25 protein-coding genes are annotated in these 22557 nt (G+C 66.0%); 11 read left to right on the forward strand and 14 right to left on the reverse strand.

Annotated features, from left to right (window positions below; all coding sequences use genetic code 11):
- Positions 1-82: 82 nt before the first annotated feature.
- A complete protein-coding gene (locus tag RMR04_RS30420; protein WP_311912225.1) occupies positions 83-1561 on the reverse strand; it encodes a cobyric acid synthase in 1479 nt (492 codons plus the stop codon).
- A gap of 370 nt (positions 1562-1931) precedes the next feature.
- Here RMR04_RS30420 and RMR04_RS30425 point away from each other — a divergent pair, with 370 nt between their 5' ends.
- On the forward strand, positions 1932-3083 hold the full coding sequence (locus RMR04_RS30425; RefSeq protein ID WP_311915992.1) for an aminotransferase: 1152 nt from the start codon (positions 1932-1934) through the stop codon (positions 3081-3083).
- A 1-nt stretch (position 3084) separates the two neighbouring features.
- On the opposite strand, the gene RMR04_RS30430 is transcribed toward RMR04_RS30425, so the two are convergent.
- From RMR04_RS30430 to hisF, 8 genes are all read right to left on the reverse strand, one after another.
- A complete protein-coding gene (locus RMR04_RS30430) occupies positions 3085-4389 on the reverse strand; it encodes a hypothetical protein (RefSeq protein ID WP_311912226.1) in 1305 nt (434 codons plus the stop codon).
- A gap of 229 nt (positions 4390-4618) precedes the next feature.
- Positions 4619-4969: a RidA family protein gene (locus RMR04_RS30435; protein ID WP_311912227.1), complete on the reverse strand. Its 351-nt coding sequence runs from the start codon at positions 4967-4969 to the stop codon at positions 4619-4621.
- Between the two features lie 185 nt (positions 4970-5154).
- Positions 5155-5610 carry a YqaA family protein gene (locus RMR04_RS30440; protein WP_311912228.1) on the reverse strand — a complete coding sequence of 152 codons (456 nt, stop codon included), beginning with the start codon at positions 5608-5610 and terminating at the stop codon, positions 5155-5157.
- Positions 5611-5675: 65 nt separating this feature from the next.
- Entirely contained in the window at positions 5676-6203 is a 528-nt protein-coding gene (locus RMR04_RS30445; RefSeq protein ID WP_311912229.1) for a DUF1697 domain-containing protein, read from the reverse strand.
- A gap of 18 nt (positions 6204-6221) precedes the next feature.
- Positions 6222-7196, reverse strand: a complete 975-nt coding sequence (gene coaA, locus RMR04_RS30450) for a type I pantothenate kinase (protein WP_311912230.1) — start codon at positions 7194-7196, stop codon at positions 6222-6224.
- A 54-nt stretch (positions 7197-7250) separates the two neighbouring features.
- Complete coding sequence (locus tag RMR04_RS30455) at positions 7251-7568, reverse strand: phosphoribosyl-ATP diphosphatase (RefSeq protein ID WP_311912231.1); 318 nt, start codon at positions 7566-7568, stop codon at positions 7251-7253.
- 36 nt (positions 7569-7604) lie between these two features.
- Positions 7605-8114, reverse strand: coding sequence for a GNAT family N-acetyltransferase (locus RMR04_RS30460; RefSeq protein ID WP_311912232.1), 510 nt, complete (start codon positions 8112-8114; stop codon positions 7605-7607).
- 4 nt (positions 8115-8118) lie between these two features.
- Complete coding sequence (hisF, locus tag RMR04_RS30465; protein ID WP_311912233.1) at positions 8119-8883, reverse strand: imidazole glycerol phosphate synthase subunit HisF; 765 nt, start codon at positions 8881-8883, stop codon at positions 8119-8121.
- Between the two features lie 167 nt (positions 8884-9050).
- Between hisF and RMR04_RS30470 the strand changes: the two genes are divergently transcribed.
- Positions 9051-9845 (forward strand): transporter substrate-binding domain-containing protein, encoded by a 795-nt coding sequence (locus RMR04_RS30470; protein WP_311912234.1) that lies wholly within the window; start codon positions 9051-9053, stop codon positions 9843-9845.
- 27 nt (positions 9846-9872) lie between these two features.
- Here RMR04_RS30470 and hisA read toward each other — a convergent pair whose 3' ends face one another.
- From hisA to RMR04_RS30495, 5 genes are all read right to left on the reverse strand, one after another.
- On the reverse strand, positions 9873-10628 hold the full coding sequence (gene hisA / locus RMR04_RS30475; protein WP_311912235.1) for a 1-(5-phosphoribosyl)-5-[(5-phosphoribosylamino)methylideneamino]imidazole-4-carboxamide isomerase: 756 nt from the start codon (positions 10626-10628) through the stop codon (positions 9873-9875).
- Positions 10616-11272 (reverse strand): imidazole glycerol phosphate synthase subunit HisH, encoded by a 657-nt coding sequence (gene hisH / locus RMR04_RS30480; protein ID WP_311912236.1) that lies wholly within the window; start codon positions 11270-11272, stop codon positions 10616-10618. The genes hisA and hisH overlap by 13 nt, the downstream gene beginning before the upstream one ends.
- Positions 11269-11754, reverse strand: a complete 486-nt coding sequence (locus RMR04_RS30485) for a DUF2628 domain-containing protein (protein ID WP_311912237.1) — start codon at positions 11752-11754, stop codon at positions 11269-11271. The genes hisH and RMR04_RS30485 overlap by 4 nt, the downstream gene beginning before the upstream one ends.
- Before the next feature lie 10 nt (positions 11755-11764).
- Positions 11765-12352, reverse strand: a complete 588-nt coding sequence (hisB, locus tag RMR04_RS30490) for an imidazoleglycerol-phosphate dehydratase HisB (protein WP_311912238.1) — start codon at positions 12350-12352, stop codon at positions 11765-11767.
- Between the two features lie 183 nt (positions 12353-12535).
- Positions 12536-13024 carry a hypothetical protein gene (locus tag RMR04_RS30495; protein ID WP_311912239.1) on the reverse strand — a complete coding sequence of 163 codons (489 nt, stop codon included), beginning with the start codon at positions 13022-13024 and terminating at the stop codon, positions 12536-12538.
- Positions 13025-13066: 42 nt separating this feature from the next.
- Between RMR04_RS30495 and hslV the strand changes: the two genes are divergently transcribed.
- The 9 genes from hslV (at position 13067) to tsaB (ending at position 22535) form a co-directional block, all read left to right on the forward strand.
- Complete coding sequence (hslV, locus tag RMR04_RS30500; protein WP_311912240.1) at positions 13067-13636, forward strand: ATP-dependent protease subunit HslV; 570 nt, start codon at positions 13067-13069, stop codon at positions 13634-13636.
- Complete coding sequence (locus tag RMR04_RS30505; RefSeq protein WP_311912241.1) at positions 13633-14700, forward strand: hypothetical protein; 1068 nt, start codon at positions 13633-13635, stop codon at positions 14698-14700. Before hslV ends, RMR04_RS30505 begins: the two co-directional genes overlap by 4 nt.
- Positions 14697-16007 carry an ATP-dependent protease ATPase subunit HslU gene (hslU, locus tag RMR04_RS30510; RefSeq protein WP_311912242.1) on the forward strand — a complete coding sequence of 437 codons (1311 nt, stop codon included), beginning with the start codon at positions 14697-14699 and terminating at the stop codon, positions 16005-16007. Before RMR04_RS30505 ends, hslU begins: the two co-directional genes overlap by 4 nt.
- Before the next feature lie 348 nt (positions 16008-16355).
- Positions 16356-17609, forward strand: coding sequence for a lactonase family protein (locus RMR04_RS30515; RefSeq protein ID WP_311912243.1), 1254 nt, complete (start codon positions 16356-16358; stop codon positions 17607-17609).
- Positions 17610-17662: 53 nt separating this feature from the next.
- On the forward strand, positions 17663-19267 hold the full coding sequence (gene murJ / locus RMR04_RS30520) for a murein biosynthesis integral membrane protein MurJ (protein WP_311912244.1): 1605 nt from the start codon (positions 17663-17665) through the stop codon (positions 19265-19267).
- 47 nt (positions 19268-19314) lie between these two features.
- Positions 19315-20361, forward strand: a complete 1047-nt coding sequence (gene trpS / locus RMR04_RS30525) for a tryptophan--tRNA ligase (protein ID WP_311915993.1) — start codon at positions 19315-19317, stop codon at positions 20359-20361.
- 202 nt (positions 20362-20563) lie between these two features.
- Positions 20564-21058, forward strand: coding sequence for a universal stress protein (locus tag RMR04_RS30530; RefSeq protein WP_311912245.1), 495 nt, complete (start codon positions 20564-20566; stop codon positions 21056-21058).
- A 94-nt stretch (positions 21059-21152) separates the two neighbouring features.
- Positions 21153-21713, forward strand: a complete 561-nt coding sequence (locus RMR04_RS30535; protein ID WP_311912246.1) for a NifU family protein — start codon at positions 21153-21155, stop codon at positions 21711-21713.
- A 138-nt stretch (positions 21714-21851) separates the two neighbouring features.
- Positions 21852-22535 carry a tRNA (adenosine(37)-N6)-threonylcarbamoyltransferase complex dimerization subunit type 1 TsaB gene (gene tsaB / locus RMR04_RS30540; protein ID WP_311912247.1) on the forward strand — a complete coding sequence of 228 codons (684 nt, stop codon included), beginning with the start codon at positions 21852-21854 and terminating at the stop codon, positions 22533-22535.
- The last annotated feature ends 22 nt before the right edge of the window (positions 22536-22557 follow it).

Raw genomic sequence — 22557 nt, forward strand, 5'->3', positions numbered from 1 at the left:
TAGCCGATTTTGGCATGACGGCGATTGCACATTCTTGCTGCCGATCGCGCCCAAGCCGGACAGCGGGCGATCGCAACCGGTTTCAGGCGAAGCCGGCCCTCTGCCGCGCCAGCGCCAAAAGCGCCTCGACATCGAGATGGGCCGCGAGATGGGCGGCAAGCCGGTCGAGCGTGGCCTCGACATCGGCCTCGTAGGAGAATTCAGAGGCAACGCCGCCAATCGCCGCAAGCCAGGCCGTGCGGACCGGATCGGCCGAGAAGACGCCATGCAGATAGGTGCCGACGACGCGGCCATCCGGGCTCGCTGCACCCTCAATACGGGTACCGACGCGAAACGGCGCCCTTATGGTGTCGGCGCCCTGCGTATAGCCGAGATGGATCTCATAGGCGCGGCCGGCGGCCCCGCTCGCCGCATGGGCGATATCGACCTCGCGCACGGTCTTTTCGCGATCAAGCACCGTTTCGACATCGAGCAGGCTCAAGCCCGCAGCCTCGCCGGCCGGCCCCTCCAGGCCCAGCGGATCGCGCACGACGCGGCCCAGCATCTGATAGCCGCCGCACAGGCCCAGAACGCGCCCGCCACGCCGCCGATGCGCCAGGATATCGATGTCCCAGCCCTCGGCCCGCAGGACGGCGAGATCGCGCAGTGTCGTCTTGGAGCCGGGCAGGATGATCAGATCCGCGTCGCCCGGCAGTGCTTCGCCGCGCCGGACCAGGACGAGATCGACACCGGGCTCGGACTTCAGCGGATCGAGATCGTCGAAATTGGCGATGCCCGGCATCACCGGAACCGCGATCTTCAGGCCGGCCCCGGGCTTGCGCGCGCCCGAGCGCAGATCGAGCCCGTCTTCCGCCGGCAGCCTCGCGGCTTCCGCGAACCAGGGCACGACGCCCAGGCAGGGCCAGCCGGTCGCGGCCCGGATCGTCTCGACGCCGGCGCCAAACAGGCTGGCGTCGCCACGGAAACGGTTGATGGCAAAGGCCCGGAGCATGGCGCGATCGGCCTCCTCCAGCACCGCATGCGTGCCAATGAGGCTGGCGATGACGCCGCCGCGATCGATATCGCCGATCAGGATCGCAGGCACATTGGCCGCGCGGGCGAAGCCGAGATTGGCGATGTCGCGCGCGCGCAGATTGGTCTCGGCCGGCGAGCCCGCGCCTTCGACGATGATGAGGTCAGCCCCGGCGCATAATCGCTCGAAGCTCTCCAGCACTTGAGGCAGAAAGTCGCCGCGCCTGGCATAATCGCCAGATGCCAGATGGCCCGCGACACGACCCTGCAGCACGATCTGGCTGCCGGTCTCGCTTTCGGGCTTGAGCAGCACCGGATTCATGTCGACATGGGGCGCCATGCGGGCGGCGCGGGCCTGCAAGGCCTGGGCGCGGCCGATCTCGCCGCCCGGCGTCGCCGCCGCATTGTTGGACATGTTCTGCGGCTTGAATGGCGCGACCTTCAGCCCGCGATCGGTGAAGAGGCGGCAAAGCCCCGCGACGATCAGGGATTTCCCGACATTGGAGCCGGTGCCCAGGATCATGATTGCGGGGGTGCGCGCTAAGCTCATGCGCTGTGATTAGAGCATGCCCGCGCAAAGGGGGAGCCGGTTTTCGGCCTCATACCCGCACCGTCGCCGAAAGCTGCGTGCAGCCGCCCGGCCAGGCTCTAAAGACGCGATGTGAAAGGGAGGGTCACCGGTTCACGCCAATATCCCGCAACGTCAAAGGGGCGAAGCCGCCGCGGGCGCCCGTCGTGAACCGGCTTGAACAGATAAGCATTGATCGCTGACGAATGTCAACATTCATCATTCCATATTCCGGCAGGCCAATTCTGACGAACTCTCGCTTGACCATCCGGGATGCGCTGGGGCCCGTGGCATGGTAGAGGCCCTGCCTGTTTTCGCCCAGAACACCCTCGCTTGAGCCGGCCCGATGACGATGAACCCGATCTTCTCCGCCCTGCAGACCAGCGTTTTCGAGGTGATGTCGCGGCTTGCGCGCGAGACCGGCGCCGTCAATCTCGGCCAGGGCTTTCCCGATGACCCGGGCCCTGAGGATGTCCGGCGCAAGGCGGCCGACGCCGTCATCAACGGCTGGAACCAGTATCCGCCGATGATGGGCCTGCCCGAGCTGCGCCAATCCGCCGCAACCCATTTCAAGCGCTGGCAGGGGCTCGATCTCGACCCCGACGCCGAGGTGATGGTGACCTCGGGCGCAACCGAGGCGATCGCCGGCGCGCTGATGGCTCTGATCACGCCGGGCGACGAAGTCGTGCTGTTCGAGCCGATGTACGACGCCTATGTGCCGCTGGTGCGCCGCGCCGGCGGCATTCCGAAATTCGTGACGCTGACGCCGCCGGCCTTCGGGCTGAGCGAGGAGGCGCTCGCCAGGGCGTTCTCGCCGAAGACCCGCGTCGTGCTGTTCAACAACCCGCTGAACCCGACCGCGACGATCTTCAGCGAGGCCGATCTCGATCTGCTCGCCGCTTTCTGCGTCCGGTTCGATGCGGTCGCGATCTGCGACGAGGTCTGGGAGCATGTCGTCTTCGACGGCCACAGGCACAAGCCGATGCTGTCGCGGCCAGGCATGCGCGAGCGCACGGTGAAGATCTCCTCGGCCGGCAAGATCTTCTCGCTGACCGGCTGGAAGGTCGGGATGGTGATGGCGGCGCCGAACCTGATGCGGGTGCTGGCCAAGGCGCATCAATACATCACCTTCACCACGCCGCCGAACCTGCAGGCCGCAGTCGCCTACGGACTCGGCAAGGATGATTCCTATTTCGAGGGCATGCGCGCCGATTTCCAACGCTCGCGCGACCGTTTCGCCGCCGGCCTGACGGGGCTTGGCTTCAACGTCCTGCCCAGCGTCGGCACCTATTTCCTGAATGTCGACATCGGCGCGCTGGGGGAGAGCGACGATGTCGCCTTCTGCCAGCGCCTGGTCATGGAAAACGGTGTCGCGGCGATTCCGGTCAGCGCCTTCTATGCGGAAGGCGCGGTCAAGACCGTGGTGCGCTTCTGCTTCGCCAAGCATGATTCGACGCTGGACGCCGCGCTGGAGCGGCTGGCCGATTGGCGAAAAGCGGCCTGATCTAAGCCTTGTGCAGCGACTCGACCAGCGCGCCGGCCTTGATCAGGCGCGCCTCGAGATGTTTGGCATTGGCGGCAAAGCCGGCCGAGCGCAGGGCCTCGATGGCGACAGCGATCTGCGTCAAGGCCTGCCTGGCGAGAGCTGGGTCCTTGCGTCGTTCCGCAAGCCGCATCATCGGCAGCGCCTGATTGGCTGAACTCGTCGCCCAGAGCAGTGGCACGCTCTCGCGCCGACGCTCCTCCAGCGCGGCAGCGAAGACCGCGATTGCCTCCTCGAATACGACCGGCTCGCGGTAGCGCTCGCCCATGGCGACAAGCACACCGCCCATCTGGTCCTGCAGTTCGGCCCAGCGCAACGGCTCCCGGGCGCGATCAACCGCCTTGGCGACCCGATTAAAACCGTTGAAGGCGCGCTCGAGCAGAGCGAGATCGCTGCGGCGCCCGCCGAGTGCGGCGCGGGCGCGCGAGATCATGTGCTCGGCCTCAAGCCAGCGCGCTTCGTCGCGATTGCGATCCCAGACGGCGAGGACCGTGGCGAGCGCCGTGACCGCCTCCTCCAGCAGGGCATCGTCCTCGCGCGCTTCGCCGAGCGTGACGGCGAGCCGGCCGAAGCGGACCGTCAGCGCGTGCCAGAGGAGCGGCGCTTCGTCGCGATGGAGATGCTCCACCCCCGTCCGGCAGCGCGCGAGCGCCTCGACGCGGAGATCCTCTTTGCCGGCAATCTCGGCGAGAGCTTCAAGTGTGGCGGCCAGCGCGTCCTGAGCGCCGGCGAAAGCAACCGTGTCCTCCAGGCTGTCGAGCCCTTCGAGCAAGCGGTGCAGCACGGTCACGGCGGCATCATAGCCGTCGCGCCCGCCGAAATCCTCGCTGAGCCGCGCCAGCGCCTGCGCCTGGGCGAGCGCGACAGCGCGGCTGCGGTCGATATCGGCGAGGCCGATCAGGGCGGAAGCCTCGCCATAACGGCCAGCGGCCTCGCGATAGGCCTCCGGCGTCGTTCGCAGGAAGCTGATTCCCGCCCGGTCGGCACGATTCTCGCCGATCCGGAGCCGCTGTGCGACCGGCAGCGTCGAGAGATCGCTCGCGCCTCCGATCGAATGGAGTTCAGCTTGGGCAAGCGCCTTATCTGCGTCGGCGAAGCGTCCGTCTGCAAGCGCAGACGCCGCCTCGCTGCGCAGGCGATGAGTTTCCTTGTCGCCGAGCGGCGCGCCAAGCCGGCTGGCCAAAGCGAGGAAATCCACCGCCCGGCGTTCCAGCAGCGCCTCCCTGGGAGGCGCGGAGCCGGGACGACGCAGCCAATCGGCGACCATGGCCGGCAGCACCACCATAGGCAGGCCGTGACGCCCGGCGACGCGCGCCAGGAGCGGCGCAAGCTCCTCGGACTGACTGATGGCTGCCTCCCGTCCCGGCTTGGCGCTCGATCACGTCGCCTTCGCGACGGTTCCGTCCGAAGGCGAAAAACGTGATCGATCCTAAAAGTCTAGAGCATTGCTCTTGCGAAAAACCGGTACCCACTTTTTCGCGCAATGCTCTAGCGCCTTACTTCGCCGCGATGACCGCGATCTCGACCGTGAACTGCGGCGCGGCGAGCTTCGCCTCGACCGTGGCGCGGCCCGGTGTCGCGCCGGCAACGATCCACGTGTCCCAGACGCCGTTCATCTCGGCGAAGGTCGCCATGTCGGCAAGCCAGATGTTGACCATCAGCAGCTTCGTCTTGTCGGTCCCGGCCTCGGCCAGCAGCGAATCGATGATGCCGAGGATATCCGCGGTCTGCTCGGCGACGCTCTTGCCGGCTGCCTTGTCGGCAACCTGACCGGCGAGATAGACGGTGCCGCCGTGAACGACGGCCTTGGACATACGGGGGCCGACGCCGATGCGCTGAATGCTCATGCTCTTATCTCCTGAAAAAGGGCGCTTGCTGGTAGCCCGAGCCGGAGGCTTTCGCAAACTCTAGAGCATTACGCGGAAAAGGGGGCACCGGCTTTTCGCAAGAGCAATGCTCTCAACTCTTGGAATCGATCACGTTTTTCGCAATCGGACGGAACCGTCCGAATGCGACGCGATCGAGCAAACCCTCAGGCCAGCGTCATCCAGCCGGCCCAGAGCGCGCCATAGCGCGCGGCCTTGCCGAGGAGCACGAGCCCGATGAAACGCCCAAGCGGATAGTTCAGCGTGCCCGCCACGAATGTCAGCGGATCGCCCAGGACCGGCAGCCAGGCGAAGAGCAGGGACGGCCAGCCGAAGCGCTCGAACCCGCGCTGCGCTTTGGCAAATTTCTCCGGATCAGGCCGCAACCTTGCCGGCAGGCGCTCGACGCCGCCATGGGCGATCAAGCGGCCGAGCCACCAGTTGACGACCGAGCCCGCGGTGTTGGCTGCGCTCGCGACCAGGAACAGCGCCAGCGGATCGACGGTCTTGGCCGCCAGCAGCCCGACGAAGACAATCTCCGACTGCGCCGGCAGCAGCGTCGCGGCAACGAAGGCCGCGCCCGCCATCAGACCGAGGGCGGAAAGATCGAGCAGCTCCAGCACCGCCAAAGGTTCCTATCGCGCCGAACGAGAGCAATTTCCGGAAAACGCTCCAGCTGGCCAGGGCATCAGTCCAGCATCGCCGCAAGCGCATTGACGGTGTTGGCATTGCGCAGCGTGCCGATGCCTAGCTTTTTGGTCGTCAGATGCGAGAGCAGCTTCGTCTCGCTCGGTGTGCCGCCGAAATCGATCCATAAATCGCCATCCGCAAGGGCGAGCCCAATACCGGGCGTGGCGAACCTGCCGAGCCTGGACAAGGCGTCCGCGCCGAGCGGGCTTCGCATGACGCGGATGCCGATATCGGCGCTGTTCCCTCCCGGGAAGGGATTTTGGGCGGTAAGCCGCCGCCAGGCCGGCGCCGTGCGCAGGATGATATCGACATGCTTGCCGAAACGCGTGCGGAAAGCCGCTTCCAATCGGCTCTCGATCGCTGGGAGGGGCGCATCGTCGCCCTCGAAGATCAGATTGCCGGTGGCGACCCAGCTGCGCACATCGCCAAAGCCGAGCGCCGCCACCATAGCCTTCAGATCCGCCATCACCAGCCGCTTGCCGGGGCCGAGCACGATCGAGTGCAGAAGGGCGACATAGGTCGTCATGCCGGTTTCATGACGGCTCTAGAGCCGCCGCAGCGCCACTTGCTGGATGCGATGGCTGGCGCCCTTGGTCAGGATCAGGCCGGCGCGCTGGCGGGTCGGCAGGATGTTCTCCTGCAGATTCGGCAGGTTGATGCCGCTCCAGAGCTTCTCCGCGATCGAAAGCGCCTCGTCCTCGTCGATCTCGGCATATTTGCGGAAGAAGGAGCGCGGATCGCGGAAGGCGGTCTGGCGCAGGGTCATGAAGCGGTTGACGTACCAGCGATGCAGATCGTTCTCGTCGGCGTCGAGATAGACCGAGAAGTCGAAATAATCGGAGACGAAGGGGATGACCTTGCCGTCCTTGGGCATGCGGCTCGGCTGCAGGACGTTCAGGCCTTCCAGGATCAGGATGTCGGGCCGCTCGACCGTGACCTCCTCGCCCGGAATCACGTCGTAGACGAGGTGCGAATAGACCGGGGCGGAGACCGAGGGCTTGCCCGCCTTGACGTCGGAGAGGAAGCGCAGGAGCGCCGAGCCGTCATAGCTTTCGGGAAAGCCCTTGCGCTGCATCAGGCCGCGCCGCTCAAGATCGGCATTGGGCAAAAGGAAGCCGTCAGTGGTGACGAGCTCGACCTTGGGCGTGTTGGGCCAGCGCGAGAGCAGCGCTTTCAACACACGCGCCGTGGTCGACTTGCCGACGGCGACCGAGCCGGCGACGCCGATGATATAGGGAACCTTGACCTCGGCCTCGGCCATCAGGAAGCGCTGCGTCGCCTTGAACAGGCCTTGCGTGGCCGCGACATAAAGCGAGAGCAGGCGCGACAGCGGCAGGTAGATCGCCACGATCTCGTCCAGCGAGATCGGGTCGTTGATCGATTGCAGCTTGGTAAGGTCGTCGACCGACAGCGTCAACGGCGTGTCGGCGCGCAAATGCGCCCATTCATCGCGCGAAAAACTGCGATAGGGCGAGCCCAGCTCGGGATCGGCTGGGGCGGAGATCAGACGCTGGTCCATGAGGCGACCCGCATTCCAGGCTTCGAGGTTCAACGCAGGACTAGCCTCGGCTTCTCAACGGGACCGCGCGGCCTTCTCCGCCAGACCGGAGCGCACCGTGCGAGCCTCAAGCTGGCTCAACACGTCCCGCAATGCAACATCGCGCGACAAAAGCACGACTAACAGATGATAGAGCAGATCGGCGCTTTCGGCGATCAGCTCGTCGCGATCGCCCTTCACAGCGGCGATGACGGCCTCCACCGCCTCTTCTCCGAGCTTTTTTGCAGCGCGTTCAGGCCCCGCCGCGATGAGCTTCGCCGTCCAGGATTCCTCGGGCGAGGCTTTCGCCCGCTCGGCGATGATGGCTTCGAGATCGGCAAGGGAAAAGCTCATGCGATGAGTTCCAAAAGGTCTTTCCAGAGACGTGCGCTAGATGGCCGAGCCGCCCATTGGCAGCGATTTTTCCATCTGCACGCACCCGGCCGCCAAACCACTCAACTCGGCAGGATCCCATTCCGAGCGATGCCAGCCAGTCTTTTCATAATAGCCGACCGCGTCAGCCGCCGCATTGACGCGCAACGCCGTCAAACCGACCCGACTTGCTTCCGCATCGATTAGCTGGCTGAGCGAGCGCCCGTGCCCCCGTCGTTGTCTATCAGCCATGATCGCAACAAGCCGCACGATACCAATGCGACCATGGCGATCCAGCCGAACGACGCCGATCGCCTCGCCCGCAGACATCAGCAAGAACAACGAATTGCTTTCAATCCGATCGTCAGGATGGTTCTCGTCGTACTCGAATGCATGCCGACCGGGCTTGAAAAGGACCGCGCGGCGAATTGCGTGCAGTGCCTTCCAATCCTCTGCCGACCGCACGCGCACGAGCGTATTACTGGCGAGCACATCGACATCGGCTTGCGCCTGATCTGTCGCCGCCATCGACTCAATCCAGCCGCATCGCCAGACCCGCCGCCGCCATGTGGTCCTTGGCCTGCTGGATCGTGTAGGTGCCGAAATGGAAGATCGAGGCCGCGAGCACCGCGCTGGCATGGCCATCACGCACGCCTGCGACGAGATCGTCGAGATCGCCGACACCGCCCGAGGCGATCACGGGAACCGAGACGGCGTCGGCGATGCGCTCGGTCAGGCCGAGATCATAGCCCGATTTGGTGCCGTCGCGGTCCATCGATGTGACGAGCAGTTCGCCGGCGCCGAGCGAGACGACCTCGCGGGCAAAGGCGATGGCCTCGAGCCCCGTGGCGTTGCGCCCGCCATGGGTGAAGATTTCCCAGCGGCCGGGCGAAACCTGCTTGGCGTCGATGGCGACGACGACGCATTGACCGCCGAACTTTTCCGCCGCCTCCTTGACGAAACCGCGATTGGTCACGGCTGCCGTGTTGATTGAGACCTTGTCGGCCCCCGCCAGCAGCAGCGCCCGGATATCCTCGACCTTGCGCACGCCACCGCCCACCGTCAGCGGCATGAAGCAGGCTTCGGCCGTGCGCGTCACGACATCGAACAGGATGCCGCGATCCTCATGACTGGCCGTGATGTCGAGAAAACAGAGCTCGTCGGCGCCCGCCGCATCATAGGCCTTGGCGGCCTCGACCGGATCGCCGGCGTCGACGAGATCGAGAAACTTCACGCCCTTGACGACGCGGCCGTCCTTGACGTCGAGGCAAGGGATGATGCGGGTTTTCAGGGTCATCGCTGCTGCTGGGCCAAGACGAGATCGGATATGAGACGAGATCGGATAATCGAGCGCATATAGCGCCGCGGCCGCCCGGCACGCAAACGCAGCCGCGCAGCGGCCCGGATTGATCGGCGGCGCGTTCCCTGCTCTCCTGTCGCCACAAGCAAGAACAGGGGATTTCCATGACGATCACCACGACATTCAAGGGCCTCACTGTCGGGCTTGGCCTCGCCGTCGGGCTTGGCCTCAGTGCAGCCGCGCTTGCCCAGGCGCCGACGACCCAGCTAGACGCCATCCAGAGCCGCGGCGCGCTGCAGGTCTGCACGACGGGCGACTACAAGCCGTTCACCCTGGCCAAGGACGGCAGCTATGAGGGCATCGACATCGAACTGGCGAAATCGCTCGCCAAGGCGCTCGGCGTCGAGGCCAAGTTCGTCCAGACGAAATGGTCCGACCTCCTGACCGATATGGGGTCGGGGAAATGCGACGTCGCCATGGGCGGCATTTCGGTGACACTCGACCGGCAGAAGAAGGTCTTCTTCTCCGCGCCTTATATCGTCAACGGCAAGGCGCCGATCGTGCGCTGCGCCGACAAGGCGAAGTTCCAGACAATCGCCGATATCGACAAGCCGGAGACCCGCGTCGTGGTCAATCCCGGCGGCACCAATGAGCGTTTCGTCCGGGCGAACTTCAAGAAAGCCGATATCCGCGTCTTCCCCGACAACGTCACCATCTTCGACGAGATCCTGGCCGGCCGGGCCGATCTGATGATCTCGGAATCGATCGAGACCAAGGTCCAGGAGAAGGCCAAGCCGGGCTTGTGCGCCGTCAATCCCGACGAGCCGCTGCAATATGGCGAGATGGGCTACATGCTCCCGCGCGGCGACGCGACCTTCAAGGCCTTCGTCGACCAGTGGCTGCATCTGGCCAAGGCGACCGGCGAATTCGCCGGGATCTACAACCAGTTCGTGAAGTGAGGGATAAAACCGGCAGCGATCGGCGGCTCAGGCCGCCGCCTCGCTTGCGGCCTTCGCCACCCGCGCCAGCGCCGCAGCCGGGTCGATCCGCCCGTCATAGAGCGCCCGGCCCGTGATCGCTCCCTCCAGGATGGCCGCATCGGGCGCACAGAGCCGCTCGATATCGGCCATGGAGGCAAGTCCGCCCGAGGCGATGACGGGGATCGTCAAGGCCTTCGCCAGCGCGATGGTGCCGTCCCAATTGATACCCTGGAGCATGCCGTCGCGCGCGATGTCGGTGTAGACGATCGCCGCGACGCCGGCATCCTCGAAGCGACGGCCGAGATCATCCGCCGCCAGCGCCGAGGTCTCGGCCCAGCCTTCGACCGCGACATAGCCGTCGCGCGCATCGATGCCGACCGCGACCTGGCCCGGAAAGGCCTTTGCCGCCGCTTTGACGAAGCCGGGATCGCGCACCGCGGCCGTGCCGATGATGACGCGGCGCACGCCCTTCTTCAGCCAGCCCTCGACAGTCGCCATATCGCGGATACCGCCGCCGAGCTGCACCGGGAAGGCGACGCGCGCGAGGATCGCCTCGACAGCGGCCGCATTCATCGGCTTGCCGGCGAAGGCGCCGTCGAGATCCACGACATGCAGCCAGTGGAAGCCCTGGGCCTCGAAGGAGGCTCCTTGAGCAGCGGGATCGTCATTGAAGACGGTGGCCTGGCCCATGTCGCCCTGTTTGAGGCGGACGCACTGGCCATCCTTGAGATCGATGGCGGGAAACAGGATCACGGCGTCCACCTGAGGAAATTGGCGATCAGCTTCAAGCCAAGCTTCTGGCTCTTCTCGGGGTGGAATTGCGTGCCGGCAACGTTGCCGCGCGCCACCATCGCGGTGACGGGGCCGCCATGCTCGGTCAGCGCCAGCACATCCTGCGGCCGCTCGGGCGTCAGCGCATAGGAGTGCACGAAATAGGCATGCAACCCTTCCGGCCCGGTCTCGATGCCGTCGAGCAGCGCATGCTCATCCTGCTTGTGCAGGGTGTTCCAGCCCATATGCGGGATCTTGAGGCTGTCATCATTGGGCACGATCAGCCCGACATCGCCTGGAATCCAGCCAAGGCCTTGCGTCACGGTGTATTCGAGCCCGCGCGAGGCCAGAAGCTGCATGCCGACGCAGATGCCCAGGAAAGGCCGCTGCTTCTGGCGGACGACCTCCTCGAGGGTCTCAACCATGCCCGGCACAGCATCGAGCCCGCGCCGGCAATCGGCGAAGGCGCCGACACCAGGCAGCACGATGCGATCGGCCCGCCGCACCTCGGCGGTGTCGCTGGTGACGCGGATGGTCGAACTGAGCCCGGACTCGGTCGCCGCGCGCTCGAAAGCCTTGGCAGCCGAGTGCAGATTGCCCGAGCCGTAGTCGATGATGGTGACGAGCTGGCTCATCGGCCCCGCGCCTCCGGGAACAGGCCGATGATCGGCAGCGAGGCTGCAGGCTGCTGGCGTGCGGGTGCGACAGGGGCCGCGCGCGGCGTCGCGACCTCGCCGGCCAGGGCGCGCTCGAAATAGCGCCGCTCGGCCTCGGGCAGTTCCCGCGCCTCGACGACATCGACTAGGCGCCAGCCCTGGCGCGCGAGCTTGCGGGCGATCAGGTTCTGGCCCTCGAAACCAAGGAACAGCGCCAGCGCCCAATGCGCCAGGATCAACGCGCCGGTGCTGAAGCCGAACCGGCTCTGCGCATAGAACAGCGCGCCCCAGAACAGCGCGAAAACGGCAGTCGCCAGCCAGAGCCGGTTGACCACCAGCCAGAGCCCGCTCAGCACAAAGGCCAACCAGGTAAAGGTCTCCGGCAGCAGGCGCGCCTGCTCGATCTCCTCGCGCGGGCCGCCGGAGCCGGGCGGCGGGATCATCACGGTATAGAACGCCATCGTCGTCTCCTCAGAGAGCGCCCTTGGTCGAGGGCACGCGGCCACCCTCGCGCGGATCGACCTCGAGCGCCTGCCGCAAGGCGCGCGCCAGGCCCTTGAAGCAGCTCTCGGCGATATGATGGGCGTTGTCGCCATAAAGCGTCTCGACATGCAGCGTGATGCCGGCATTCATCGCGAAAGCCTGGAAGAACTCGCGCACCAATTCGGTGTCGAAGCTGCCGATCTTCTCCGCCTTGAACTGCGTGCGGAAGACGAGGAAGGGCCGGCCGGAGACATCGACCGCGACGCGGGTCAGCGTCTCGTCCATCGGCAGATGCACGTCGGCATAGCGGCGGATGCCCTTCTTGTCGCCGAGCGCTGCTTTGAGCGCCTCACCCAATGCGATGCCGGCATCCTCGACCGAATGATGGTCGTCGATATGGGTGTCGCCCTTGACGGTGACGCTGGTGTCGATCAGCGAATGGCGGGCGAACAGGTCGAGCATATGGTCGAAGAAGCCGACACCGGTCGCAATCTCGGCCTTGCCCGTGCCGTCAAGCACGAGCTTGACCGCGATGTCGGTCTCATTGGTGCGGCGCTTCACTTCGCCAGAACGCATGCCGGCCTCTATATGTTTGCGGAATTTCGCGTTTGCGGAATTTCGCCCGCTTTAGCAGGCGGGCACGGCGAAGGCCATCGCGATCCCGACGCGGGCTTAATGCTGTCTCCCAGTTCAACCGCCGTCATTCCGGACAAGCCGCGCAGCGGCGCCGATCCGGAATCCATCGGAGGCCGCCGCTCTCTATGATGGATTCCGGTTCTCCGCTTCGCTGCGCCCGGAATGACGGCGCGGAGGGGGACCAAATCGCGCCAGAAACGCCCTCGCGCGCGGCGTCGCATCATGGAGGAACTGGCCAGGCTCGCGCAGCCAGAGCCCGTCATAGGTTTTCGACTTCACCTCCGAGATCAGCGCGTCCTGCGGGAGCGGCACCAAAGTGCCGTCCCATCCCGGCCACCAGCGCTGCCCTTTCGCCCAGTGATGGGTAATCAGAGCCTGTTCGCAGCGATAGCCATGAAAATCGAAAGCCGTCTCGCCGTTCGTGACGAAGACATGGTTTCCCGTGAAACCCTCCATCGGCCTGATCCAGACCGCATGGAAGCCATGCTCGGGATAGGCCTCCAGAAAAGCATGGGCGAGGATGTGGCAGGCACCGCAGGCGAAGAAGACGCGCTCGGACAGATTCCAGCGTTTCACCGGGTTGCTCTTGATACCGGGCTCCAGCCTGAACATGTTGGCGGCTTCCGCTTGTCCTGAGGCCGAGACCGAATCGCAATGTCAGACGCTAGCAACGCCCCCGTGATGCACGCCACCACCATCCTGATGGTGCGCAAGAGCGGCAAGGTCGTGATCGGCGGCGACGGCCAGGTCTCGCTCGGCCAGACCATTATGAAGGGCAATGCGAAAAAAGTGCGCCGCCTCGCCAAGGGCGCGGTGATCGCGGGCTTCGCGGGAGCCACAGCCGACGCCTTCACGCTGTTCGAGCGATTGGAGACGAAGCTGGAGCAATACCCGACCCAGTTGCTGCGCGCCTGCGTCGAGCTCGCCAAGGACTGGCGCACCGACCGCTATCTGCGCCGGCTGGAGGCGATGCTGCTCGTCGCCGACAAGGAGGTCTCGCTCCTGATCTCGGGCACCGGCGACGTGCTGGAACCGGAGACGAGCGAGCACGGCTCGGTGATGGCGATCGGCTCGGGCGGCAATTACGCGCTCTCGGCCGCGCGCGCGCTGATCGATATAGAACCGGACGCCGAGACGATCGTGCGCAAGGCGATGAAGATCGCCGGCGACATCTGCGTCTACACCAACCACAGCCTCGTCATCGAGACGCTGGAGGCCGCATGATCGGCGAGGGCGATCTGCAGGCCGCGGTCTCCGAAGGCATCATCGACCAAGCGCAGGCCGTGCGGATCGCGCATCTCACGCGGATGCGGCAGGCGACTGCCATTGCCCGGCACGACGCCGTCGAACCCGCGACAATCGATCCCGACGACGAGCGTTTCCGCCTGATCGGCGGCTTCAACGACGTGTTCGTGGCGATCGGCGTCTGCCTGCTGGCCGGCGCGCTGTTGGGTCTGGCGCGGGTTCTCGGTTTTGGCAATGCCTTCGCCGGCGTCGCGCTGCTCGCCGCATGGGGGTTGAGCGAGATTTTTGCCCGGCGGATGCGTTTGGCTCTGCCGTCGATCCTGCTGGCCGTGATGTTTGCTGGCTCCGCAGCGTGGCTCGCCTCGCCATTGGCGACGGACCTACGTACCGAAGCCGCTGGCGGCGCCGCATTGGGCGCTGGCGCTATCGGTTTCGCGATTGTGATCGCGTCAAGGCTGCATCGCTGGCGCTTCGGCGTGCCGATCAACAGCGCGATCACCGCGATTGGCTGCATCGCGCTTCTCTTCGGATTGCTGATCATGGCGCCTTATCACCTGTCCACCAATTGGATCGCCGTCATCGTCGGACTCATCGTCTTTGCAGTCGCCATGCGCACCGATATGGGCGATCCGCAGCGCCTGACCCGGCGCTCCGACAGCGCATTCTGGCTTCACCTGCTGGCCGCGCCGCTGATCGTTCACCCGATGATTCAGCTTGTGACCAGCGGCATCTCGCAGACCGCGCCTTTGCAAGCAGTGGTTATCCTCGTGCTCTTTATGGTGTTCGGCCTGATCGCACTCGTGATCGACCGGCGGGCGCTGCTTGTCTCGGGCCTGAGCTATGCCGGCATCGCGATCGCGTATCTTTTGACCCAGCGTGTGTCCGGCGGCCTTGATCTGCCACTCACTCTGCTTGGACTTGCTGTTGTCGTGCTTGGCCTGTCGGTCGGTTGGCGCAGCTTGCGCGCCAGGCTCGTGCCACTTCTACCGCTCGGCCGGCTCCGCGAGCGCCTTCCTCCCATCGCTTTACCGGAAACAAGATGACTTCCTTCTCTCCCCGCGAGATCGTCTCCGAACTCGACCGTTTCATCGTCGGCCAGAATGACGCCAAGCGCGCCGTCGCCATCGCGCTGCGCAATCGTTGGCGCCGGCAGCAGCTCGAAGGGCCGCTGCGCGAGGAGGTTTCGCCCAAGAACATCCTGATGATCGGGCCGACCGGCTGCGGCAAGACCGAGATCGCGCGCCGCCTCGCCAAGCTCGCCGGCGCGCCCTTCCTCAAGGTCGAGGCGACCAAATTCACCGAGGTCGGCTATGTCGGCCGCGATGTCGAATCGATCGTGCGCGATCTCGTCGAGGTCGCGATCGGGCTGGTGCGCGAGAGCCGGCGCAAGGACGTGCAGGCGAAAGCCCATGTCGCCGCCGAGGAGCGCGTGCTCGATGCGTTGGTCGGCGCGACCGCGAGCCCCGCCACCCGCGACAGCTTCCGCCGCAAGCTGCGCGCCAACGAGCTCGACGAGAAGGAAATCGAAGTCGAGATCGCATCGGGCGGCGGTTCTGCCGCGCCGATGTTCGAGCTTCCCGGCATGCCGGGCGCCTCGATCGGCGCAATCAATCTCGGCGACATGTTCGGAAAGGCCTTCGGCCAGAAGGGCAAGCCGAGGCGCGTACTGGTCAAGGACGCCTATGGCCCGCTCCTGACCGAGGAGAGCGACAAGCTGATCGACCAGGAGGCGATCGTCCAGGCCGCCATCCGCGAGGTCGAGAACAACGGCATCGTCTTCCTCGACGAGATCGACAAGATCTGCTCCCGCGAAGGCAAAAGCGGGGCCGACGTTTCGCGCGAGGGCGTGCAGCGCGACCTCCTGCCGCTGATCGAAGGCACGACAGTCGCGACCAAGCACGGTGCGGTGAAGAGCGACCACATCCTGTTCATCGCGTCGGGCGCCTTCCACGTCTCGCGGCCCTCCGACCTCTTGCCGGAACTGCAGGGCCGCCTGCCGATCCGCGTCGAGCTGCACCCGCTCGATGTCGAGGATTTCAAACGCATCCTGACCGAGACCGAAGCCAGCCTGATCAAGCAGACGGTGGCGCTGATGGCGACCGAGGAGGTCACCATCCACTTCACACCCGATGCGATCGACGCGATCGCGCGCATTGCGGTGGATGTGAATTCGACTGTCGAGAACATCGGCGCGCGCCGGCTGCAAACCGTGATCGAGCGCATTCTGGACGAGATTTCCTTCACCGCGCCCGACCGCTCCGGCGACACGGTCACGATCGACGGAGCTTATGTCGAGGCGCGCATCGGCGATCTCGCGAAGAACGCGGATCTGAGCCGGTTCATTCTCTGAGCCGCTCACTGGGCCGCGTCGCGGCGCGCATGGAGCGATAGCGACTTTCGGGCACGGACCGACGATCAATCAGGCGCCAATCGACTTCGTCGCGGTGCGGGTGTGCAGGTGAGCCACCCGCAGGTGCGGTGCCGGACGGCTGCCGCCCCTTAAACGCGCCCAAATCAGTTGAAATTTCAGATTTCAAATCTGAAATTGTTTGATACTCTCCCCTCGCGCGGCCTGGCCGATGAAGCCATGACCACGTCAAGAAATAGCTGGGACGTCGTGCCGCCTGTTCTGATGGGCTGCGCGAACGAAAACAGCGCGTTCGGCCTCGGATCGAGGCGCGACAACGGGGGAAATGCGATGAAGACGACACGCAGGCATTTCAATATGTTGGCGACGGCCAGCTTGGCGGCAACCGCCTTCGGCGGCGGGGCCTTTGCGCAAACGGGTGGCAACATGACGCTCTACGTCGCAGTGGGGCCTGAACTGACGCAATACACGGTCGGCGGCGCGACGATCGCGCCGGTCGAGGGCAGTACGGTCAGCGTCCCTGCCGCGATCCAATATGTCTGGCAGCACCCAAAGAAGCCGATCGCCTATGTGGCGTCGAGCAACCGCTTCACCTCGACCACGGACGACCTCCATCACATTACCGCCTTTGCCATCGCCCCCGGCAGCGGCAAGCTGACGATGATCGGCCAGCCCAAGCTGCTGGGCTCGCGGCCGATCAACATTTCGGTCGACCAGACGGGCGACTTCCTGCTCGTCGCCTATAACGGCCCGGCGAACATCACCGTGCATCCGATCGGAGCGGACGGCACCGTCGGCGACGCGGTCAAGCAGGACGGCAAGCTCGATACCGGGGTCTATGCCCACCAGGTGCGCATGCTGCCCTCCAACCGCACGGCGCTGCTGGTCACGCGCGGCAACGACGCCGCCGGCGGCAAGCCGGAGGATCCCGGCGCGCTGAAGCTCTTCGCCTTCAACAAGGGCAAGCTCACCAACAAGCAATCCGTGGCGCCTGGCGACGGCTACGGCTTCGGCCCGCGCCATGTCGATTTCCACCCGAACAAGCCCTGGGTCTATGTCGCTATGGAGCGCGAGAATCAGCTCCAGACCTTCGTCATCGGTCCCGGCGACCGACTGTCCCCCGTGCCCGCCTTCGTCAAGACGACGCTGGCCGAGCCCGGCAAGGTCCGTCCCGGCCAGGTCGCCGGCGCGATCCATGTCTCGCGCGATGGCCGGTTCGTCTATCTGTCGAACCGTGCCGACGGAAAGACGGATCTGAACGGCAAGAAGGTCTTCGTCGGCGGCGAGAACAGTATCGCGGTCTTCGCCATCGACCAGAAGACCGGCGAACCGAAGCTGGTTCAGACGCTCGACACGCAGAGCTATCACGTCAGGACCTTCGCGATTGATCCGACCGGCAAGACCCTCGTCGCCGCCAGCGTCGCGCCGATGGACGTCGCCTCCGGTGCCGATGTCTCGACCACGGCCGCGACGCTCTCGGCCTTCGCGATTGGAGCCGACGGCAAATTGACCTTTACCGGCAAACGCAGTGTCGATACCGCCAAGGGCGCGATGTTCTGGTGCGGCTTCCCGCCCCTGAGCTGAGGCACGGCATCGCCGGCGCCAGGCGTTGGTGAAAACGACTTGCGGCGGACATGATGACCCCCGACGACCGACCGGCGCGTGACGTTCCCTCCCAGATCGCACGCGATTCCACGATCGTCGGCGCCGCGACCGTCGCGTCCAGACTGCTCGGCTTCCTGCGCGACGTCATGATCGCGAGGTTGCTGGGGGCTGGTCCCGTCGCAGACGCCTTTCTCGCCGCGCTGCGCCTGCCCAATCTGGCACGGCGCGTGCTCGGCGAAGGCGGGTTGAACGCGCCCTTCGTGCCGCTCTATCTCGCCATCAAGGCGGAGCGCGGAGAGGAAGCGGCCAGGCGGTTCACCGGTGAGGCGACCGGACATCTCGGCTTGCTGTTGCTTGGCTTGGTCGTGCTCGGCGAAATCTTTGCGCCCTGGGTCGTGCTGGGCCTGGCCGGCGGCTTCGCGGAGGAGCCGCAGACGCTCGCGCTCGCCGCGCATTACACCAGGCTTATGCTGCCTTTCCTGCTGCTGACGACGCTGGCCGCCATGCTGGCGGCAGTGCTCAACGCGGAGAAACGCTTCACGCTGGCCGCACTCGCGCCGGCGCTGATGAACGCGCTTCTGGTCGGCTTCCTCATGATCTCGCTGGGGCGCGGCCTGGAGGCCGAGCTTGCAGCGCAATCGCAAGCCATCCTGGTCAGCCTGACCGGGCTCGCCCATCTCGGCCTGATCCTGTTTGCCCTGCGCAAGATGTTTGCCCTGCACGAGACAGGGCTTGCGCGCCCGAGCCTGCGCTGGTCGCCTGAGATGACACGGTTGGTCCGGACGGGTGGCGCGACCCTGCTGGCGGCCTCGACCGCGCAGCTCGTGCTGCTGGTGGCGACGCAAATCGCCTCCGCCGAGCCCGGCTCGGTCGCCGCGCTGTATTATGCCGACCGCGTCTTCCAGCTGCCGCTCGGCTTCGTCGGCGTGGCGATGGGCACCGTCGTCTTGTCCGAAATGGCCGATTCGGCCCAGGCGAGCGGGCCGGACGCCCGGCTCGGACAGGCGCTCGCGCTGGGCCTGGCATTGGCGCTGCCGGCGGCGCTCGCACTTTTCGTGCTGGCGGAGCCAATCGTCTCCGTGCTGTTCGAGCATGGCCGCTTCGGCGCGGAGGACCGCGCCCGCACCGCCGCCGCGCTCGCTGGCTTTGCGCTCGGCCTGCCCTTCGCCGTCGTCGCGAAAGTCTTCGGACAGGTCTATTTCGCCCGCCAGACGCCGCGCCTGCCCTTGCTGACGGGGTGTCTCGCCGTCCTTGTCGCGGCGCTGGCCGGCTATGCGCTGGCCGGAGACGGCAACGCCGCCCGGATGGCGGCCTGTGCGGCAAGCCTGGCTTTCCTGGCGCAGGCGGTGCTGCTTGGCATTGCGCTGCTGCGTGACGGAATCTGGCGCCCCAGCGTTACGAATCTGCGTCCCATCGTCGCCAGCCTCGCGGCCAGCGCCATCATGCTGGGCGTTCTGCTGGTTCTCTCATCCCTGCTCGCCGCCAGGCTGGCGCCGACGCAATCGACGCCCTGGCGGGTCGTGGCGCTGGCGGCTCTGTGCACTGGGGGAGCCTTTTCCTATGGCGCTGCCGGCTTGCTGCTGGGCGCCTTTGGCGCCTTCCCCTTGCCGCGCTACTTGCGCAAGCGGCGGGCATGAGCCAGAAGCCCCCCTCCTTTTCCTCGTTCGTGATCACGGAGCGCCCGATGGCGACCTTTCACCAGCGCGTCTTCTCAGGCATGCAGCCGACTTCGACGCTGCATCTCGGCAATTATTTGGGCGCGCTGACCAACTGGGTCGCGATGCAGCAGACGCATGAATGCATCTATTGCGTCGTCGACATGCACGCGATCACCGCCTGGCAGGATCCCGCCGACCTGACGCGGGCGATCCGCGAGGTCACCGCGGCCTATGTCGCCGCCGGCGTCGACCCCAAGCAGAGCATCATCTTCAACCAGAGCCAGGTGCATCAGCACGCCGAGCTCGCCTGGGTGTTCAACTGTGTCGCCCGCCTCGGCTGGCTGAATCGCATGACCCAGTTCAAGGAAAAAGCTGGCAAGGACCGCGAGAACGCCTCGGTTGGGCTCTACGCCTATCCGGTGCTGATGGCGGCCGACATCCTGCTGTACAAGGCCACGCATGTGCCTGTCGGCGAGGACCAGAAGCAGCATCTCGAGCTGGCGCGCGACATCGCCCAGAAGTTCAACAACGACTTCGCCGACCAGATCGCGGCCAAGAATCTCGGCACCAGCAATCTCGGCTTCTTCCCGCAGCCCGAGCCGATGATCCAAGGCCCGGCACCGCGCGTCATGAGCCTGCGCGACGGCACCAAGAAGATGTCGAAATCCGACCCGTCCGATTATTCGCGGATCAACCTGACCGACGATGCCGAGACCATCGCCCAGAAGGTGCGCAAGGCGAAGACCGATGCGGAGGCGCTGCCGTCCGAGGAAAAGGGGCTGGAAGGCCGGCCCGAGGCCGAGAACCTCGTCGGCATCTATGCCGGGCTGGAAGGCGTCACCAAGGCGCAGGTGCTGAGCCAGTTCGGCGGCGGGCAGTTCTCCGGCTTCAAGGCGGCGCTGGTCGATCTCGCCGTCGCCAAGCTCGCGCCCATCGCCGGTGAAATGCGCCGTCTGCTCGCCGAACCCGCCCATATCGACGCGATTCTCGGCAATGGAGCGGAGCGCGCGCAAGCCATCGCCGCGCCGATCCTGGCCGACGTCAAGGACATAATCGGCTTCGTCCGGCGCTGAGTTTTCCGCTGCAAGCTCGGCGGGCTTGCGCTGACGCTGCGGCGCGGTTCACCATGCCGGCTCCTGGCGCGCGATCGGTTCGGGACGACACATCCCGAACCGTGAATCGTCCGCCTCTGTTTTGAGTGAGAGCCGGTCACACGCCTCGGATCGAAAACGATCCAAGACGCCCCAACTCTCGAAGCGGCGACAGGTCATCCCAATGGTCAAGCGACGACGGTCCTATGAAGCGGGCCATCGCCCGAAATTCCTTGCAGTGGTCGACGACAGCGCGGAATGCGCCAAGGCGGTGCGCTTCGCGGCGCGGCGCTGCGCTCGCGTCGGCGCCTCGATCGTGCTGCTCGGCGTGATCACTCCGCCCGAACACGAGACCTGGCTCGGCGTCGGCGAGGTGATGCAGGCCGAAGCCGAGGCGCAGGCGCAGGCGCTGATCGACGCGGCAGCGAACGCCGTGCGAACCCTGGCCGGGCTCGAGCCCGAAAAGGTCGTGCGCACCGGCGTGAAGGCCGACGAGCTGGTCAAGCTGATCGAGGCCGATGAGGACATCTCGCTGCTCGTGCTCGCGGCCAGCGCCGGGCGCGACGGACCGGGGCCGCTCGTCAGCGCACTCGCTGGCAAATCGGCCGCGACCTTCCCGATCCCCGTCGCGATCGTGCCGGGGCATCTGGCGGACGAGGAGATCGACGCGCTGGCGTAACGAAGAGCGCGCTTCCTGCTGGAATGATTCCAACGCCGGGCCTATATCGGGAGCAGGAACGGCGGCCTTGACCCGCCGGCGCCGGAGGTTAGCCATGTTCATCCAGACCGAAGCAACACCCAACCCCGCTACGCTGAAATTTCTGCCCGGCCGCGCCGTGATGCCGGACGGAACACTCGAACTGCGTGATTCCGAGCAAGCCGAGCGCTCACCGCTGGCCCAGCGCCTGTTCGGCGTGAACGGCGTCTCCGGCGTCTTCCTCGGCTCCGATTTTATCACAGTGACCAAATCCGACGGCGAATGGCCCCATCTCAAGCCCGCGATCCTGGGCGCGATCATGGAGCATTTCATGTCGGGCGCGCCGGTGCTCGCGAACGGCTCGGAAGCGGATGTGATCGAAGAGGGCGAGTTCTTCGCACCCGAGGACGCCAAGACGGTCGAGACGATCAAGGATCTGCTCGAGACCCGGATCCGCCCGGCGGTGGCCGGCGATGGTGGCGACATCACCTTCCGTGGTTTCAAGGACGGCACGGTCTATCTCGCCATGAAGGGCTCCTGCTCGGGCTGCCCCTCCTCGACCGCGACGCTGAAGCACGGCATCCAGAACCTGCTGCGCCACTTCCTGCCGGATGTGCGCGAGGTCGAGGCGATCTGACGGTTTCAGCTTGATCCGCACGCCATTTTGGCTTTGTTGGCAAATCAATCCGCGCCGTCATCCTGGGCGTAGCGAAGCGCCGATCCAGGATGACGGCGCCTTTCCCTCACTTTCGAAGACGGGCCTGGCAAGACACCGATGCGCATCCTCGCGATCGACACCGCGCTCGGCGCCTGTTCCGCCTGCGTGCTGGAAGCCGGCCAGGCTGAACCGCTGGCGATCGAGCAGATCGCGATGGAGCGCGGCCATGCCGAGGCGCTGATGCCGCTGGTCGAGCGCGTCATGAAGGCGGTCGAGGGCGGCTTCGCCTCGCTCGACCGCGTCGCCGTCACCGTCGGTCCGGGCAGCTATACGGGCCTGCGTGTCGGCATCAGCGCGGCCCGCGCCATCGCGCTCGCTGCCGGCATCCCGGCAATTGGCGTCACCACGCTGGCCGCGACCGCAGCCCCCTTGATCGGACGCGAATCCGGGCGAGTGATCGCAGCCGCCCTCGACGCCAAGCATGGCCAGGTCTGGTTCCAGGCGCTGAGCTCGCAAGGCAAGCCGTTGGTCTCGCTGCGTCAGGTCAACCACCGCGACGCCGCCCGCGCCATCGGGGCGGGGCCCGTCAGCCTGGTCGGCTCGGCGGCGATGGCTGTCGCCAACGAAGCCTGGGCGATCGGGCTCGACGCCCTGGTGCTCGACGAGAGCAGGGCGCCCGACGTGACCTGGGTCGCGCGGCTCGGGCTGATCGCCGATCCCGAGGATGCACCGCCGCGCCCGCTCTACCTCAAGGCGCCGGAAACGACGCCGCAGGATCGCGCCCGGCTGCCGCGGCGCTGAATCAGCACTTGGGCGCCGAATC

The sequence above is a fragment of the Bosea sp. 685 genome (genome assembly GCF_031884435.1).
Classification (GTDB): Bacteria; Pseudomonadota; Alphaproteobacteria; order Rhizobiales; family Beijerinckiaceae; genus Allobosea.